This window comes from Mesorhizobium sp. M0030, assembly GCF_040323695.1.
Taxonomy (GTDB): domain Bacteria; phylum Pseudomonadota; class Alphaproteobacteria; order Rhizobiales; family Rhizobiaceae; genus Mesorhizobium.
Map to the genome: position 1 here is coordinate 95,531 of NZ_JAMYVE010000003.1, position 14,607 is coordinate 110,137.

The 14,607-nt window shown below is 61.7% G+C and carries 19 protein-coding genes; 13 read left to right on the forward strand and 6 right to left on the reverse strand.

Translation table 11 applies throughout. The features are described 5' to 3' along the window. The first annotated feature begins 53 nt into the window (after positions 1-53). Genes NKJ80_RS07925 through NKJ80_RS07950 form a run of 6 tightly spaced genes read left to right on the forward strand, consistent with a single transcriptional unit; the run spans position 54 to position 4,958 of the window. The gene (locus tag NKJ80_RS07925) at positions 54-1,505 is read left to right on the forward strand and encodes a TadE/TadG family type IV pilus assembly protein (RefSeq protein WP_023753017.1); all 1,452 of its coding nucleotides are present in this window, start codon (positions 54-56) and stop codon (positions 1,503-1,505) included. A 5-nt stretch (positions 1,506-1,510) separates the two neighbouring features. Continuing rightward, entirely contained in the window at positions 1,511-2,005 is a 495-nt protein-coding gene (locus NKJ80_RS07930; RefSeq protein WP_023753018.1) for a TadE/TadG family type IV pilus assembly protein, read from the forward strand. After that, the gene (locus NKJ80_RS07935) at positions 1,999-2,637 is read left to right on the forward strand and encodes a TadE/TadG family type IV pilus assembly protein (protein WP_023753019.1); all 639 of its coding nucleotides are present in this window, start codon (positions 1,999-2,001) and stop codon (positions 2,635-2,637) included. The genes NKJ80_RS07930 and NKJ80_RS07935 overlap by 7 nt, the downstream gene beginning before the upstream one ends. Next, positions 2,634-3,800, forward strand: a complete 1,167-nt coding sequence (locus NKJ80_RS07940; RefSeq protein ID WP_023689304.1) for a CpaE/TadZ family protein — start codon at positions 2,634-2,636, stop codon at positions 3,798-3,800. Before NKJ80_RS07935 ends, NKJ80_RS07940 begins: the two co-directional genes overlap by 4 nt. Next, positions 3,781-4,368: a L,D-transpeptidase gene (locus tag NKJ80_RS07945; protein WP_023689303.1), complete on the forward strand. Its 588-nt coding sequence runs from the start codon at positions 3,781-3,783 to the stop codon at positions 4,366-4,368. The genes NKJ80_RS07940 and NKJ80_RS07945 overlap by 20 nt, the downstream gene beginning before the upstream one ends. Continuing rightward, positions 4,365-4,958, forward strand: coding sequence for a hypothetical protein (locus NKJ80_RS07950; protein ID WP_023824910.1), 594 nt, complete (start codon positions 4,365-4,367; stop codon positions 4,956-4,958). The genes NKJ80_RS07945 and NKJ80_RS07950 overlap by 4 nt, the downstream gene beginning before the upstream one ends. A 23-nt stretch (positions 4,959-4,981) precedes the next feature. On the opposite strand, the gene NKJ80_RS07955 is transcribed toward NKJ80_RS07950, so the two are convergent. From NKJ80_RS07955 to NKJ80_RS07965, 3 genes are all read right to left on the reverse strand, one after another. Then, positions 4,982-5,521: a hypothetical protein gene (locus tag NKJ80_RS07955; protein ID WP_023726603.1), complete on the reverse strand. Its 540-nt coding sequence runs from the start codon at positions 5,519-5,521 to the stop codon at positions 4,982-4,984. Between the two features lie 129 nt (positions 5,522-5,650). Continuing rightward, positions 5,651-5,839, reverse strand: coding sequence for a hypothetical protein (locus NKJ80_RS07960; RefSeq protein WP_156931615.1), 189 nt, complete (start codon positions 5,837-5,839; stop codon positions 5,651-5,653). 365 nt (positions 5,840-6,204) lie between these two features. Further along, on the reverse strand, positions 6,205-6,552 hold the full coding sequence (locus NKJ80_RS07965; RefSeq protein ID WP_023726602.1) for a DUF1294 domain-containing protein: 348 nt from the start codon (positions 6,550-6,552) through the stop codon (positions 6,205-6,207). A gap of 248 nt (positions 6,553-6,800) precedes the next feature. Here NKJ80_RS07965 and NKJ80_RS07970 point away from each other — a divergent pair, with 248 nt between their 5' ends. After that, positions 6,801-7,097, forward strand: a complete 297-nt coding sequence (locus NKJ80_RS07970; protein ID WP_023726601.1) for a hypothetical protein — start codon at positions 6,801-6,803, stop codon at positions 7,095-7,097. Between the two features lie 228 nt (positions 7,098-7,325). After that, positions 7,326-8,321, forward strand: coding sequence for a tRNA dihydrouridine(20/20a) synthase DusA (gene dusA, locus NKJ80_RS07975; RefSeq protein WP_023726600.1), 996 nt, complete (start codon positions 7,326-7,328; stop codon positions 8,319-8,321). A gap of 5 nt (positions 8,322-8,326) precedes the next feature. Here the strand turns inward: dusA and NKJ80_RS07980 are convergent, their stop codons facing one another. Then, on the reverse strand, positions 8,327-9,031 hold the full coding sequence (locus NKJ80_RS07980; protein ID WP_023726599.1) for a TIGR02281 family clan AA aspartic protease: 705 nt from the start codon (positions 9,029-9,031) through the stop codon (positions 8,327-8,329). Positions 9,032-9,044: 13 nt separating this feature from the next. Continuing rightward, on the reverse strand, positions 9,045-9,278 hold the full coding sequence (locus NKJ80_RS07985) for a DUF1289 domain-containing protein (protein ID WP_023824914.1): 234 nt from the start codon (positions 9,276-9,278) through the stop codon (positions 9,045-9,047). Between the two features lie 187 nt (positions 9,279-9,465). Here NKJ80_RS07985 and NKJ80_RS07990 point away from each other — a divergent pair, with 187 nt between their 5' ends. Next, complete coding sequence (locus tag NKJ80_RS07990) at positions 9,466-10,464, forward strand: nicotinate-nucleotide--dimethylbenzimidazole phosphoribosyltransferase (RefSeq protein WP_023726598.1); 999 nt, start codon at positions 9,466-9,468, stop codon at positions 10,462-10,464. Between the two features lie 9 nt (positions 10,465-10,473). On the opposite strand, the gene NKJ80_RS07995 is transcribed toward NKJ80_RS07990, so the two are convergent. After that, the gene (locus tag NKJ80_RS07995) at positions 10,474-11,997 is read right to left on the reverse strand and encodes a sensor histidine kinase (RefSeq protein ID WP_023669017.1); all 1,524 of its coding nucleotides are present in this window, start codon (positions 11,995-11,997) and stop codon (positions 10,474-10,476) included. 75 nt (positions 11,998-12,072) lie between these two features. Here NKJ80_RS07995 and NKJ80_RS08000 point away from each other — a divergent pair, with 75 nt between their 5' ends. From NKJ80_RS08000 to NKJ80_RS08015, 4 genes are all read left to right on the forward strand, one after another. Beyond that, complete coding sequence (locus NKJ80_RS08000) at positions 12,073-12,696, forward strand: thermonuclease family protein (RefSeq protein ID WP_023669016.1); 624 nt, start codon at positions 12,073-12,075, stop codon at positions 12,694-12,696. A 39-nt stretch (positions 12,697-12,735) separates the two neighbouring features. Next, positions 12,736-13,347 carry a glutathione S-transferase gene (locus tag NKJ80_RS08005; RefSeq protein ID WP_352497387.1) on the forward strand — a complete coding sequence of 204 codons (612 nt, stop codon included), beginning with the start codon at positions 12,736-12,738 and terminating at the stop codon, positions 13,345-13,347. After that, positions 13,347-13,964, forward strand: a complete 618-nt coding sequence (locus NKJ80_RS08010; protein ID WP_023669014.1) for a uracil-DNA glycosylase family protein — start codon at positions 13,347-13,349, stop codon at positions 13,962-13,964. The genes NKJ80_RS08005 and NKJ80_RS08010 overlap by 1 nt, the downstream gene beginning before the upstream one ends. 143 nt (positions 13,965-14,107) lie before the next feature. Beyond that, on the forward strand, positions 14,108-14,599 hold the full coding sequence (locus tag NKJ80_RS08015) for an Lrp/AsnC family transcriptional regulator (RefSeq protein ID WP_023669013.1): 492 nt from the start codon (positions 14,108-14,110) through the stop codon (positions 14,597-14,599). Positions 14,600-14,607: the final 8 nt, after the last annotated feature.

The following is a 14,607-nucleotide window of genomic DNA, read 5'->3' on the forward strand; positions in this document are numbered from 1 at the left end:
GCGTTGCGCCGGGTGAGCGAGGGGCCCGGTGAAAGGAAGCAGAGAGTAAGGTCATGTTGGGGACCATTAGGGCGTTCTGGAACGATCAACGCGGCGTAGCGATGCTATTCGCCGCAATCATGGTGCCGGTGCTCGTTGGCTTCGCGCTTCTGGCGATCGACATGAGCCGGGCCAATAGTCTTCATAACGATATGCAGAAAGGCGCCGATGCATTTGCGCTGGCGGCAGCGGCCGAGCTGGATGGCAATACGGACGCTATTACCAGGGCCAACCGGGCTCGCGACAATCTTCTGAAGACAAATGCCACGAAATTTTCTACCGCTGACTATCACAAGCTGGTTCCCGCCGACCTGACCGTCACCTACCTGTCCGGCATTCCCGCCAGTGACAGCATCGGGCTCAACGCCGCCGGCGTGGACGAAAACGGCGTGAACTGGAGCACCACAGATCCGAAGGTGGCGAGATTCGCTGAGGTAACTGTCAACTCCACTGCGTTTGCTACAATCTTCCCGGCGAGTTTTGTCGGAAGCAATGACACCATGAACCTGCAGACGCAGGCGGTGGCAGGGTTTAACAACGCCCTGTGTCAGTTCACACCGATGTTCATTTGCAATCCCTATACGTCTATCGGCGCTCTCCAGACAGCCGTGTCGGGAACCACTAAGCCGATGATTTGGCTGAAGGAGCAGACCGGCGGCTCCAGCGCACAATATGGTCCCGGCAACTATGGGTTCTTGTCATCGCCGCAGGGCGACAAATCGACGGAGACGCTTACTGAAATGTTCGCGGTTACCAGCCCGCCTGCCTGCTATAGTCAGAACGGCGTAAAGACCCGCCCGGGCAACATTCCTCCAGTAAATGCCGGAATCAACACCCGTTTCGACATTTACGACAATGGCGGGCCATATAAGACCGATCCCACACTTAACCCGCCGGCGCCCAATGTCCGCAAAGGCATGGTTGTGAAGAATGCGGGCAAGTCAAACTGCAGCTATGATGCGCCCAACAGCGGGCAGGCGAACAATTATAAGGCGCTTCCCCGGGACAATTGCTTTACGTCGGGCAGTTGTTCGCAGGCAGGCGTGCTGGGAGATGGCAGCTGGGACTTCGCAGGTTACTGGACCGTCAACCATGGGAACGCCAGCACTGCCGGGGTGATTACCTCGTGCGGCGCAAATCCCAGCCGATACTGTGTCTACAAGTTTGAAACTGCCAATCCCACCCTGAAGAGCGGGCAGGAGGCGACTGCCCCTCAGTGCAACACGACGACGCAGGGTGCCGACAGAAGACTGCTTTACGTGGCGATCATCGACTGCGTGGCCAACACAGTCCAAGGTGGTGGGCAGACTTTGCCGGTGCAGGCTTTTGCCAGCGTGTTCGTAACCGAACCGGCGGGCGGTGCGCCCAACGCCGACATTTACGGCGAGATCGAGGACATCAGCACGGTCGTCGGTCAGAATACGCTGAAGAAGCTTCAGCGCAATGAAGCCCAGCTCTACCGGTAGAGCAGATGATCAGGCTCAGGCAAATCACCCGGCGTTTCAGAGGCGACGAGAACGGCGCTGCACTGGTCGAGGTGGCGCTCATCGTACCCTTAATGCTGCTTTTGTCGGCGGGTGTGTTCGAATTGTCCAACATCCTGAACACGCGCCTTCTGCTCGAGGCTGGTGTAGAGGACGGCGCACGTTACATGGCCCGCTGTAACGACACCAACTGGGCCAATTGCGTTACCCTGGGAACGAACCTGGCTGTAAATGGCACTGTGACCGGCAGCATCGCGAGGGTAAAAGGCTGGACCAATGGACAGGTCACGGTCACCAAGAGTTTCGCTGACGCGGTCGATGTCTCCACTGGCACCGAACTATACCTCAGCAGCACCAGCACAGTGGATGTCGTAGAGGTCAGCACTTCATTCCCATACAGCGATCTAGGGCTTTGGAGCTATCTGGGCTTCGGGGCTCTCACAATAACCGTGTCGCATCAGGAGCGAGTCTTCGGATGGTGACGGCTAAGACAAAATTCGGCGCGGATCAGTCCGGCGCTACAATGGTTGAAATGGCCGTTGCCATGCCGTTGCTGCTGACGCTGCTGCTCGGCTTTGTCGACTTTGGCTATCTCTTGTACCAATGGAACGCGGGCAACAAGGCCGTACAGATGGGCGCCAGACTGGCGCAGGTTTCGACGCCGGTCGCGAGTGGGCTTGCGCAGGAGGCAAAGACACCCTCCGACACCTTGCTGGTGGGAACCGCCGTTCCTGCGGGCACGTACGACTACATCTGCACCGCCAATACCGCCGGCACCGTTTCGTGCGTTTGCCGCACAGGCAGCACATGTCAGGACCTCACAGCGAGCCAGGTCTCATTCGATTTTGTTTTCAGCGGTGGCGGGGGGCGGGCGGGCATGGTCACTCTTCTGCCCACCCTCCAGAAATCCGAGATTCAGATAGAATACGCCGCCTCCGGCCTCGGCTACTGGACGCGTCCCAGCGGGCCGGTTCCGACGATAACGGTCAGCATAGTCAATCATCCTTTCCAGTTCTTCTTTCTCGGCGGACTGCTCGGGTTCGGCGACATCACCATGCCCTCGATGCTGAGCACGGTTACGGGCGAAGACATGAAGAGCACGTGGACACCATGAACGCCATCAACACCAAGGTTACACCGACCAAACGCAAGCAGGTCGCCCTGTTCTCGTCGGATGCGAATTTCAAGCGCGATGTGGCGACGCGGCTCGACGCGCTGGCGATCTATGATGTCCGGATTTCCGAGACCGGTGACTTCCTTAAAGGGCCGCCCGCGGACACGCGCCCCGGCATCGTCATCCTCGACCTCGGCAATGGCGAGTTGCTCGGCAGGCCGGGCATCGTCGAAGTGCGCGCCCTTTGGGCAACCGTGCCGCTTATCGCGGTCTCGGACGAACTGTCGTCGGAGCAGACGCGTGTGCTGGTGCGCATGAACGCTTCGGACTGGCTGCACAAGCCGCTCGACGGCAAGGAACTGCTCAATGCGGTGACCTTCCACGACACCGGCAACCAGGGAACCAAAAGCCGTATCATCACCTTCATCAGTGCGAGCGGCGGCGCCGGCGCGACGACGCTTGCTCTCTCGGCGGCCGAGTTCCTGTCATCGAAGTCGAAAGAGCGGGCGGCTTCCACTTGTCTGGTCGACCTCGATTTCCAGAGCGCCAATTGCGGCGCCTATCTCAACCAGTTCAACCAGTTCGACCTCGGCGGCATCATCGGCCAGCCGGAGAGGCTCGACGTCGAGCTGATGGATGTCATCAAGCTCTCGCGCCCGTCCGGGCTGACGCTCTATTCCTTCGAGAGGCCGCAATTGCCTTTCGAACCGCAGGGCAGTGATTTTGTCTTCCGGCTGCTGGACCTCGTCGCCTACCGGTTTGACGACATCGTCATCGACCTGCCGAACATCGAGACGCCTTGGCACAATTCCGTGCTGTCGACGAGCGATGAGATATTCATCGTCTTCGAACTCAACGTCGCCTCGCTGCGGCAAGGCAAACGGCTCTACAAGAAGATCCGTGAGTTGCGCGGCAATGCTGTCAGCATCACGCTGGTCGCCAACAAGCACAAGCGCAAATGGTTCGGCAACCATTTTTCGCGCAGCGAACTCGAAAAGATCTTCAAGGCGCCGCACATCAAGTCGGTCGCGCTGGACAATGCGCTCCTCACCGATGCGTTGAACCGTGCTATCCTGCCTGCCGAGGTGGATGGGCGTGCGCGCTTCAACAAGGACCTGAAGCGGATGTTCAAAGAGCGGCTCGATGACGCTGCTGCCAAATAGGTATCGGATCGTCCTTGGGTTGGTCTGCGCCATGGGCATGGCGCTGGCGATGTCGGTCCAGGATTTTGCCAGCGCGCGATCGGCACTTTCGGATCGGCCGCCGCTGCCGGCAATGGGCCCCAGCCTGCGCAAGACAGTTGCCTTCGAGACGACAGAACAGCCCGGAACAATCGTTATCCGCAAGGGCGAGAAAGCGCTTTACCTGGTGACCCGACAGGGCCAGGCGCTTCGCTATCAGATCAGCGTCGGACGCGACGGATTTGGCTGGACCGGGGTCGTCAAGGTGGGGGCGAAGACCGAATGGCCGGAATGGCGCCCACCCCGCGAAATGCGCGCCCGCCAGCCGGACCTGCCGCAAATGGTGCCTGCCGGTCCCTACAACCCACTCGGCGCCAGGGCGCTCTATCTGCTTCGGGACGGGCGTGACACGCTCTATCGGATACACGGAACCAACGATCCCAAGGGTGTTGGCTTCGACGGAACATCGGGGTGTTTTCGCCTTACCAACACCGATGTGATCGATCTCTTCAAGCGCGTCGCGATCGGCGCAAAGGTGGTGGTTCAATGACGATGATCAGCGAACCGGACATGCCGGCAATCGAGATTGGGACAGCAGCCCGCACCGGAGAGCAAGCTGCCGTTGTGAAACCGAGCGACAAAAGCATTATCGGCGCGGTCATCATCGGCACGTCCCTGCTCACTTTGGTGAATATGGTAGCCGCGGTTTATCTATACCGCGGCATCAGCGATATGCGCTTTCTGGAAGGGCGCCTGGAACAACTCGGGACGTTTGAACAACGAATCGGGGGCCGGCTGGACACGGTCAACAACGGTTTTCAGAGCCGATTTGAAAAACTGGACACTCAACTGCAGAGCAGCTTTGGCGAAATCAACCGGAGCATAGCCCGGCTGGAACAGAACCAGCCTATTGTCCATGACGAAATCACGTCGAGCGCAGCGGAACCTTCCGTCGACACGACCAGCAGCATGGCGGAGGCGCCTGCTGTTCTCGATGGTGAAGACGCGACCGAGCCCAGCGTCGTCGATACACCGCGTCCGCCCAAAAGGAGGATTGCAGCTGCAGCGCCTGCCCCAAGCCCCGACTACCAGCGCATAGAGCAGGCCGACGGCAAGGTTTACTACCGGAAGATCAACTAACGCCGGAAAAAGGTGGGGCTATCCTAGAGATCTCGCTGCAGAGCAACGAGCCTAGCGGCCAGCGCTTCGGACCGCTGTCGGGTTTCGCTGAGGAAGATGACATGGCAGTAGGCGCATGCCGTCACGCCCAGAAACAGCACAAGACTGTTCTTCAAGGTGAAATCGACCGTTAGTTGGAACGGAAGGCCGCCGGGTACCGTGAAAGAGGCGATCGTGCTGGCTGTTTCGGAATGGCTGGTGACAGCGATCATCAACCCGGCGAAAAGCAGGGCGACGTGGTTGGCAAGGAAGAAGAACGCGGCCGACCTTCTTGTGCGGCACGCCATCCAGCAAGCGGTCGACGCGGCGGCCAGCATCAAGGCATCAAAAACCATCGACGACCCGAGATAAAGATCGACCTGTTGCCAGAACATGGTCGACAGCGGCCTTAGTTCAAGCCAAAACCGCCACATTGTGGGACTGGCCGGATATGCTCCCAGCAAGAAAGTCGCCATGCGCTCCCCTGCCAAGATAAGCAGGATCAGAGCTGGGAAGGCAAAGAGCATTATCGACTTGCGCTTCATGTCACCCTCGACAAACTGGCAACAAGATAGCTTGCAGAGATTGAGCGAGGCTTAACGGAGCGTTGGTGGTGCCGCGGCAGCGCAGCCAGCGGCGCATGGCAGCTGCATATCAGAAAGCGGCATGCGCCATTAGTTGTTTTGGGTGAGCACGAGCGTCACCACCTTCGGCTCGACTCGTTGCAGACATCGTTCCGGAATATTGGGCCACATCGCCTTGGCGCATCCCTCTTCGCCTGGCGCCGGCGCCAGCGAGAGTTCTGAGCTACGGGCTTCCTCGGCGGTCGACAGGAATACCTGTGTAGCCAGCGCGGTCGCCATGGATACCTGGACGAGGATAAGAGCGTAAGCGAAACTTCTGATCATCCGCTCGCAACGCCGAATTCGCGAACTGGTTCCAATGGCCTGGCTACCGGGTAACCACGATCGCGATTCTTGGCTCCTCGCAGTGAATTTTGCCATTCAATACCGGCGGATGTTGAACGAAGTACGCGTCTTGTCCTTGGCCGCCTTTCCAGAATACGACGCGTACTCGCGAAAGGTGCCGATGCTCGTCCCTTTTTCGCGAAGGTTGACGCTAGCCGCGCATTGATGGCCAGCAGTCGGGGTCGGTTCCGGTAGGGCGCGCGCCGGCATTCATCGCTGATCCGGTGCCGCTTGAACGTCCGCTCTTGACACCCTTGAAACTAGAGGCCCCCGAATTCGCCTCCGAATGTCAGTAATTGCGAGAGCGCTTCGGGCAATCCCGGAAAGAGCAATCCCACTTCAATCGCGATTACCGCGAGGACTTGGAGCAGGACGATGCGAGCGAGGCTGGAGCGGAACGGCTCCTTGCGCGTCTTGTGCCGGATCGTCTTTTGCGCGATCACAGTCCCGATGCTACCGCCAATGATGGCGAGTGTAAGAAGCGTCGACTCTGGAATGCGTTGGGCACCGTTTTTGGCCTTAGCCTTGTCGAACGACATGGTGGCGTAAGCCAGCAAGTTTACCGCGACAGCGTAGCCGATGACCCCGATTGCAAACTGCCCCGGCATGCGCTCCTCCACCTTCGGGCCAGTATAACCTAAGCCCGCTAAATCATCGGATGGCAACGGGTCCATCTAAATGGGCTATCTGAAACGTCGTCATGGTGACACGAAGTGACCGATGAGCCTGTCGAGTTCATCCTGCGTCGGGCGCCTGTCGCGCTGATGGCCTTTCCAACCACGCGAAGCCTCTTCAGGGCAATACGCGCGAGATCAACCGGTTCGACCTTGACGGGCAGACCGTGCACCGCAGCGGCATGAGCCAGAATGAGTTTTACAAAGCCAATGTCGATGCCGAGCGTCATCGGTCCGGCACCTTGGGCGGCCCGGTCGCGACCAAAACGAATGAGCCGTTCGCGATCAAGGGCAGCTATGTTGCACTTCCCCAGATGTCTTTGGAGCATATCGAGGGCTGCGGCCTTGGAGCGGCGAGGGGACTTGCCTACATCGCACATGTCGTCGATATGAAGGTCGATGGGTTCGCCGAAAGTTTTCAGGCGCGCTATACGGACTTGGTCGGCGTCTCACCGCGATCGACTTGGCGCTCGGTTTAGGTTGCCCAGCGCCTGGCGTCGTCTCGGCGCAGAAAGGTCTCGCTAACGTAGCGACCCTTGCGACGGACTTGGACACGCCATGAACCGGACGAGAGTTTTGTGTAGGTGGCCATTTTCTCGTGTGCGCTCCGTGTGCACTGAGAGATCGAAACGTGGCGAAAAGGGTCGTATTCTGGCGTAAATTCGCGTGCACTCGGGCTGCTCTAACGATTTGATGTTAAAGAAAAAATGCTGAAAAATCAAGATCATAGACTGGCTATTGCACCCATGATGGACTGGACCGACCGGCATTGCCGGTTCTTCCACCGCCAGTTGACGCAGCGTGCGCTGCTCTACACCGAAATGGTGGTGGCGGACGCTGTCATCCATGGTGCGCGCGAGCGGCTGCTTGGTTTTGACGAGACCGAACATCCGGTGGCACTGCAGCTCGGCGGCTCCGATCCGCAAAAGCTGGCCGAGGCGGCGCGCATCGGCGAGGGCTTCGGCTACGACGAGATCAATCTCAATGTCGGCTGTCCGTCCGACCGCGTCCAGTCCGGCACGTTCGGCGCCTGCCTGATGAAAGTGCCTGACCTCGTCGCCGATTGTGTGGCGGCGATGAAGGCGGCGGTGAAAATCCCGGTGACGGTCAAATGCCGCATCGGCGTCGACGAGCAGGATCCGGAGCCCGCGCTCGACGCGCTGGCCGACGGCGTTTTCGCGGCCGGCGCCGACGCGCTGTGGGTGCATGCGCGCAAGGCTTGGCTGGAGGGTCTGAGCCCGAAGGAAAATCGCGACATCCCGCCGCTCGACTATGACAGGGTCTATCGCCTCAAGGCGGGAAAATCGAACAAATTCATCGGCATCAACGGCGGCGTTCAATCGCTCGAAGAGGCGGCTCGCCACCTCGATCATGTCGATGGCGCCATGCTTGGCCGCGCCGCCTACCACACGCCAGGCATCTTGGCCGGCGTCGACGCGGCATTCTACGGCGACAAGGCCGGCGCCTACGATTTTGCCGCGCTGATCGACACGATGGCCGACTACGCCGCGCGGCATATCGAGCAGGGCGGGCGGCTCGGCCACGTCACCCGCCACATGGTCGGGCTGTTCCACGGCCTGCCGGGCGCGCGCCGCTTCCGGCAGATACTGTCCACCGACGCGACGAAACCCGGCGCCGGACCGGATGTGCTGAAGGCAGCGTTCGCTGCCGTCGATTTCGACCGTGTTGAAAAGGCCGCTTAAGCAGTTCAGTCGCGCAGAATCATCCGGTCGCCGCGCACGTCGAAACCCGACAAGGAACCGATGAAGTTCATGCCGAGCAGGCTCTGGCTGAGCGCGCCGGGCGCGGCGACCATCACCTGCATGTTCTTGCGCACGATGCCGCCGATCGCCAGTTCGTCGGTGCGCACCGAAGCGGCGCGTGCCATGCCATTGGCGGTCGAGACCGGGACGGTGAAGCTCAGCGCGGCCGGATTGAAGCCGGCCGCCTGCGCGTCTTCGGCGGTGAGCACTGTACTGGTCGCGCCGGTATCGACGACGGTGCGGATCGGCGCGCCGTTGATCGTGATGCGGGCCTCGAAATGGCCGCTGTCGGCCTTGTCCAGGGTCACGGTGGCATGGCCGTCCTCGACGCCGAGCGCCAGCGGGCTGCCGGGAACGAGGCCCGCCGTCACCCGGCTGGCGAAATCCTGCAACTCGTAGCGGTACTGGTAGCCGGCGACGAGCGCCAGCACGATCAGGGCCCACGTGCCGAGATTGCGGGCCATGACGCCGAGCGGCCTGCCGGACCGGACAAGGCCGGCGCTGACGAGCAAGCCGATCGCCCCCAGCCAGACCAGACGGCTGAAATCGTAATTCTCGATGCCGAACGTGCTGCCGGCGTCGTTGTTGATCATCAGCAGCACCAGCCCGAGGCCGATTGCCGCCATCACGATCCAGAACAGTCGGTTCATTGGACCTGCCGCCTCAAGAGAGGACGTCGCGCTCGCGCGCCATGCGGCTGCGGCGTGTTTCCCGGCGCGGCCGGCGCTCGACCGTTTCCAATCGGGCCGGCAACTCGGCCATGACGCTGCGGCGTACCTCCGGCGTCATCCCCATCCAGGCGCCGATTTCATCGCGCGTGCGGCCACAGCCGAAGCAGAAGCCGGTTTTCATGTCGATCGAACAGACCAGGATGCACGGGGATTCGATGGCCGTCATGACTTTCTCTTGAAGGTTCCGTCCGGAATCCCTCGTTCCATCCCCACATGGTGCAACGGCAAAGCCAATGCAAGCCCTTCGGAATGCGGCGCGGGCAACCGCTTTCGCGCCAATGTCGAGGGGAGTTGTGCCGGCCGGGCAAGGCGGTTATGCCGCTGATCAACCACAGGGAATGATCAGGACCGACATGACCAGCGCGCTGCCCTTCGACGACTTTCGCAATCTGCTGGCGAGCCTGCCGCCTGCCGATACAGTCGCGGAAAACAGGGTGCGCACCCTGTTTTCCAAGGCCGACAAGCCGAAAGCCTCGCTTGGACGTATCGAGGACATCGCCGCCTGGCTTGCTGTCTGGAGCGGGCGCGCCCCGCCGGCGGTGAACCGGCCCCTAGTGGCGATCTTCGCCGGTAACCATGGCGTGACCCGCCACGGCATCTCGCCGCGCCCTGTCGCTGCGACCGCAAACGCCGTTGAGCTGTGCGCCGCCGGCGGTGCGGCAATCAACCAGATTTGCGTCGCCAACAATCTTGGCCTCAAGGTGTTCGATCTGGCGCTGCACATTGCGACCGCCGACATCACCGAGGACGCCGCCCTCGACGAACGCGGCTGCGCCGCCACCATGGCCTTCGGCATGGAAGCCATTGCCGGTGGCTCCGATCTGATTTGCCTCGGCGATCTCGGCGTCGGCAACTCCACCGTTGCGGCGGCTTTGTGCGCCGCCCTGTTCGGTGGCAGCGGCGCCGACTGGGTCGGCCCCGCCTCGGGCGCCGACGCGGCCATGCAGGCGCGCAAGGCTGATGTAGTCGATAAAGCCGTCGCCTTGCATGGTGCGGCTCTGAAGGACCCCCTGGAAGCACTGCGCCGGGTCGGCGGCCGCGAATTCGCGGCCATTGCCGGCGCTATCCTCGCCGCCCGGATGCAAAAAATCCCGGTGCTGCTCGACGGCTTCGCCGCGACCGCTGCCGCTGCCGTGCTGCATGCCGCCAACCCGGGTGCGCTCGACCATTGCCTGCTGGCCAGCCAGTCGCCCGAACCCGGCCAAAGGCTTGCCGCCGAGCGGCTCGGCCTCAGGCCGCTGTTCGATCTCGGCATCAGCCACGGCGAAGGGGTAGGGGCCGCCCTTGCCGCCGGTCTGGTCAAGGCGGCGGCGCTTACCAGTTCGGGCATGGCGGCGGCGGTCAAAGCCTAGAACAAGCTGTCAGCGTCGGCGAGCCGCCGCGACCGCCTTTGTCGGCAGCGCCGGCAGTTCCTCCATCACTCGGGCGAGCGGGAAGATGGCGATTGCCTCGGTGCCTTCGCGCAATTTCGACTGAAGTTCGAATTCGCCGCCATGCATGGCGAGCAGGCCCTGAACGATCGGCAGCCCGAGCCCGGTGCCCTGTTCGGCGCTCTTGATGGCGATCGAGCCCTGGCCGAAGGCGGACAGCACGATCGGGATTTCGTCCTCCGGTATGCCCGGCCCATTGTCCTTGACCGAAATGTACTGGCCACCGCCCGCCGTCCAGCCGACGCGCACGCGAACTTCGCCGCCGGTGGCGGTGAATTTGATGGCGTTGGACAGGAGGTTGAGCGTGATCTGCCGCACCGCGCGCTCGTCGGCGAACAGCCGCGGCAGGGCACTTTCGAAATCCTGGACGATGCGGATGTCCTTGTTGCGCGCCTTCAATTCCATCATGTGGCAGCAATCTTCGGCGATGTTGAGCAGCATCACCGGCTCTTCGTTGAGCTGATAGCGGCCGGCCTCGATGCGCGACAGATCGAGGATTTCGTTGATCAGGTCGAGCAGATGCTGGCCGGAATCGTGCACGTCGCGGGCGTAGTCGCGATAGGTCGGGTTGCTCATCGGCCCGAGCACCTCATTGGCCATCACCTCGGAAAAACCGAGAATGGCGTTGAGGGGCGTCCTGAGCTCATGGCTCATAGAAGCAAGGAAGCGCGACTTCGCCAGATTGGCGTCTTCGGCCCGCCGACGAGCTTCGTCCGACATTGATTTCGCTGTCTCCACCTCGGCGAGCAGCGCGTCCTTTTCGGAGCGGAAGGACAGAAGTATCAGCGACGAGCGGTTGAGATGGCGCGCGATATAGGCAAAGAACGGCAATGCCGCGACCAGCAGGGCGACCATGATCGTCCCGACCGGCACCCAAAATTTCGTTTCAGCATAGGCATAGACCGCCACCGGAACGACGAAGGTGGCAAGCAGAGAGCCGCGCAAGGACGACGCCATGATAGCGGTCGCCGCCATGGCCAGCAGCAGCACCACCGCCTTGGCGGCCTGGAACTGGTCGATCTGGCAGGTGGCGCAGCCGAGCCATGCGAACCACGCCCAGCCGAGGCCGCACAGCGAATGTCCGATCAGGAAATCCCTGCGGGTGTGAACAGGATTGAGCTCGGCGGCTTCGGTGCGCTCGACGCGGCGCGCCATGAAGGCGACGATCGAATAGCAGATCAGGGTGAACAGCGCCCAGACGCTGATCTGTTTGTCCACACCGGCCAGCAGCCCGGCCGCCGCGACCGCCAACACCAGCAGTGGGATGACGGCTGCGCCGCGCACCATGGTCCCGGCATGCAGCTTCAGCAGTTCACGGTCGAAGTCGAGATTGCCAACCTGCTGCGAAAGACGGTCGCGCGTCTTGCGCACCGCGCGCGCCACATCGCTGTTGCGGTGCGGTTTCCGGCGGTCCACAATGAATTTATCCGCTGTGTTCGAGCGTAGCAGAGGCATGGAAACTTCGATTTATGCGCGCAGCGATCTCAATTCGTTAAGCTACGTTCGAATGATTAAGAGACTGTTTGCCATATGAGCCGTTCGTGGTCGCCAAGGCCGCGCCGGCGATACTATCCGCCGCCGCCGCGAAGCCTGTGGCGCAAGCTGCTGGATTACGCGCTGACGGTCATTCTGCTCGGCCTGCTGATCCTGCTCGCCGCACGCCTCGACCGTTTCGAGACGCGCAAGGCGCAAGGGGTGGCGATCGTCAACGATGGCGATTCACTCACTCTTGGCACCGAACGTATCCGCATGCGCGGCATCGACGCTCCGGAATACCAGCAGATCTGCCGTAGGGATGGCGCAGACTACGCCTGCGGCAGGCTGGCGCGCCAGGCGCTGGTGCGGCTGATATCAGGAAATCCGGTGACCTGCAGCGGCTGGCAGCGCGACCGCTACGGCCGCCTGCTCGGCGATTGCAAGGCCGGCGGCAAGGATCTCAACCGGGCCCAGGTTGAGGCCGGCTGGGCCATTGCCTATGGCGATTTCGACACCGAGCAGGCCATTGCCCGCGCCGGCAAGGTTGGCATCTGGGCCGGCACGTTCGATGAGCCGCAAGACTGGCGCGAAAGCCACCACGGCGGCCCGCTCGAAAGAAAGCACGGCACCCTGGCTTCGGTCGGTGACGCCTTGCGAGAGATGTTTCGCTTCTGGTGACGAGCACTATAGTTGAAGGACCAGATCGGGAGGATAAGCATGAAACTGTTCGACGGCGGCCGCGCCCCCAATCCGCGGCGCGTGCGGGTTTTCCTCGCCGAAAAGGGCATCGCAGTGCCGCTGGTGCCGGTCGACATGGGTGCGATGGGGCACAAGCAGGAGCCGGTCAGGTCGCGCAACCCGCTGCAGCGGCTGCCGGTGCTCGAGCTCGACGGCGGTACCATCCTCACCGAATCCGTCGCCATCTGCCGCTATTTCGAGGAACTGCATCCCGAACCGGCGCTGTTCGGGCAAGGCGCGCTCGGCAGGGCCAAGGTCGAGATGTGGCAATGGCGCATGGAGTTCAATCTGCTCAGCTGCGTCGCCCAGGCTTTTCGCCACATCCATCCGGCGATGAAGGAATGGGAAATTCCGCAGATCCCCCAATGGGGCGAGGCCAACAAGGCGAAAGCGGTCGAATTCCTGAAACTGCTCGACCCCGAACTGGCAAACCGCGAATTCGCCGCCGGCGACGCCTATTCGATCGCCGATATCACCGGCATGATCGCCATGGATTTCATGAAACCGGCGCGCATCAAAGTGCCGGACGAGTGCACCAACGTGCTGCGCTGGTACAGCGCCGTCTCGAGCCGTCCGAGCGCTTCCGCCTGATGGAGGCGGAACTCGAACGCTTGACGGCAAAGGTCCGCGCCTGCCGCATCTGCGTCGACACTCCGGTCGGCAGGCCACTGCCGCACGAGCCGCGCCCGGTGCTGCTGCCATCATCCAGTGCCCGCATCCTGCTCGCCGGCCAGGCGCCAGGCACAAAGGTGCATTTGTCGGGCATGCCGTTCACCGACGCGTCCGGCGACCGCTTGCGAAGCTGGCTGGGCGTGACAAGCGAGGAATTCTACGACACGGATAAATTCGCCATCGTGCCAATGGGGTTCTGCTTCCCCGGCCAGGACGCCAAGGGCGGCGACCTGCCGCCGCGCCGAGAATGCGCGCTGGCCTGGCGCGCGCCGCTGATGGCGCTGATGCCGCAGATCGACCTCGTTTTGACAATCGGCTCCTACGCGCAATCCTGGCATATGGGCGCCACGCGCCGGCCGTCGCTGACCGAAACCGTGAAGGACTGGCGCACCATCTGGGATGCGCCGGCCAGCCTGAAAGTGCTGCCGCTGCCACACCCGTCATGGCGCAACTCAGGATGGCGGAAGCAGAATCCATGGTTTGAAATGGATTTGCTGCCGTTTCTGAGATCGGAAATCCGCTATCGCATAGATTAGACTTTAAGCAAGATATCACTCGCTTTTGTGCCATCCGGCAGAATTTCTTTCTTGTGAAAGGTCGAAATAAGAGGGAGTATAGCCAATCTATTCCCAAAGCGCGTCGCGCCCGAGGGAACGCGGCCTGCACCAGGAGCACCTCAATGGATCGCCTCGACAGAAAAATTCTCCGCCTCCTGCAGGAGGACGCGACGCTCGCGGTTGCCGATGTCGCCAAGAAAGTCGGCCTGTCGACGACGCCGTGCTGGCGCCGCATCCAGAAGCTGGAGGAAGAGGGAGTCATCAAGCGGCGCGTCGCCATTCTCGACCACGAAAAGGTCAATGTGCGCGTCACCGTCTTCGTGTCGATCCGCACCAATTCGCACAGCCATGAATGGCTGCGGCGTTTCTCGGAAGTCATCCAGGAATTTCCCGAGGTGGTCGAATTCTACCGCATGAGCGGCGACGTCGATTATCTCTTGCGCGTCGTGGTGCCCGATATCGCCGCCTATGACGCCTTCTACAAGCGGCTGATCGCCAAGATCGAGATCCGCGACGTGTCGTCGTCCTTCGCCATGGAGCAGATCAAGTACACGACCGAAATGCCGCTCGACTACATGCTGCTGGACAAGGAATCCGGCGCCAACGCGGCCTGAGCGCGGTT

Coding starts and splice junctions, on each gene's coding strand:
- NKJ80_RS08000 (WP_023669016.1), top strand. CDS start 12,073: ATGAGCCGTTCGTGGTCGCCAAGGCCGCGCCGGCGATACTATCCGCCG.
- NKJ80_RS07925 (WP_023753017.1), top strand. CDS start 54: ATGTTGGGGACCATTAGGGCGTTCTGGAACGATCAACGCGGCGTAGCG.
- NKJ80_RS07955 (WP_023726603.1), bottom strand. CDS start 5,521: ATGAAGCGCAAGTCGATAATGCTCTTTGCCTTCCCAGCTCTGATCCTG.
- NKJ80_RS07970 (WP_023726601.1), top strand. CDS start 6,801: ATGAGCCAGAATGAGTTTTACAAAGCCAATGTCGATGCCGAGCGTCAT.
- NKJ80_RS07940 (WP_023689304.1), top strand. CDS start 2,634: ATGAACGCCATCAACACCAAGGTTACACCGACCAAACGCAAGCAGGTC.
- NKJ80_RS08010 (WP_023669014.1), top strand. CDS start 13,347: ATGGAGGCGGAACTCGAACGCTTGACGGCAAAGGTCCGCGCCTGCCGC.
- dusA (WP_023726600.1), top strand. CDS start 7,326: ATGCTGAAAAATCAAGATCATAGACTGGCTATTGCACCCATGATGGAC.
- NKJ80_RS07950 (WP_023824910.1), top strand. CDS start 4,365: ATGACGATGATCAGCGAACCGGACATGCCGGCAATCGAGATTGGGACA.
- NKJ80_RS07985 (WP_023824914.1), bottom strand. CDS start 9,278: ATGACGGCCATCGAATCCCCGTGCATCCTGGTCTGTTCGATCGACATG.
- NKJ80_RS07990 (WP_023726598.1), top strand. CDS start 9,466: ATGACCAGCGCGCTGCCCTTCGACGACTTTCGCAATCTGCTGGCGAGC.
- NKJ80_RS07930 (WP_023753018.1), top strand. CDS start 1,511: ATGATCAGGCTCAGGCAAATCACCCGGCGTTTCAGAGGCGACGAGAAC.
- NKJ80_RS07935 (WP_023753019.1), top strand. CDS start 1,999: ATGGTGACGGCTAAGACAAAATTCGGCGCGGATCAGTCCGGCGCTACA.
- NKJ80_RS08015 (WP_023669013.1), top strand. CDS start 14,108: ATGGATCGCCTCGACAGAAAAATTCTCCGCCTCCTGCAGGAGGACGCG.
- NKJ80_RS07980 (WP_023726599.1), bottom strand. CDS start 9,031: ATGAACCGACTGTTCTGGATCGTGATGGCGGCAATCGGCCTCGGGCTG.
- NKJ80_RS07995 (WP_023669017.1), bottom strand. CDS start 11,997: ATGCCTCTGCTACGCTCGAACACAGCGGATAAATTCATTGTGGACCGC.
- NKJ80_RS08005 (WP_352497387.1), top strand. CDS start 12,736: ATGAAACTGTTCGACGGCGGCCGCGCCCCCAATCCGCGGCGCGTGCGG.
- NKJ80_RS07965 (WP_023726602.1), bottom strand. CDS start 6,552: ATGCCGGGGCAGTTTGCAATCGGGGTCATCGGCTACGCTGTCGCGGTA.
- NKJ80_RS07945 (WP_023689303.1), top strand. CDS start 3,781: ATGACGCTGCTGCCAAATAGGTATCGGATCGTCCTTGGGTTGGTCTGC.
- NKJ80_RS07960 (WP_156931615.1), bottom strand. CDS start 5,839: ATGGCGACCGCGCTGGCTACACAGGTATTCCTGTCGACCGCCGAGGAA.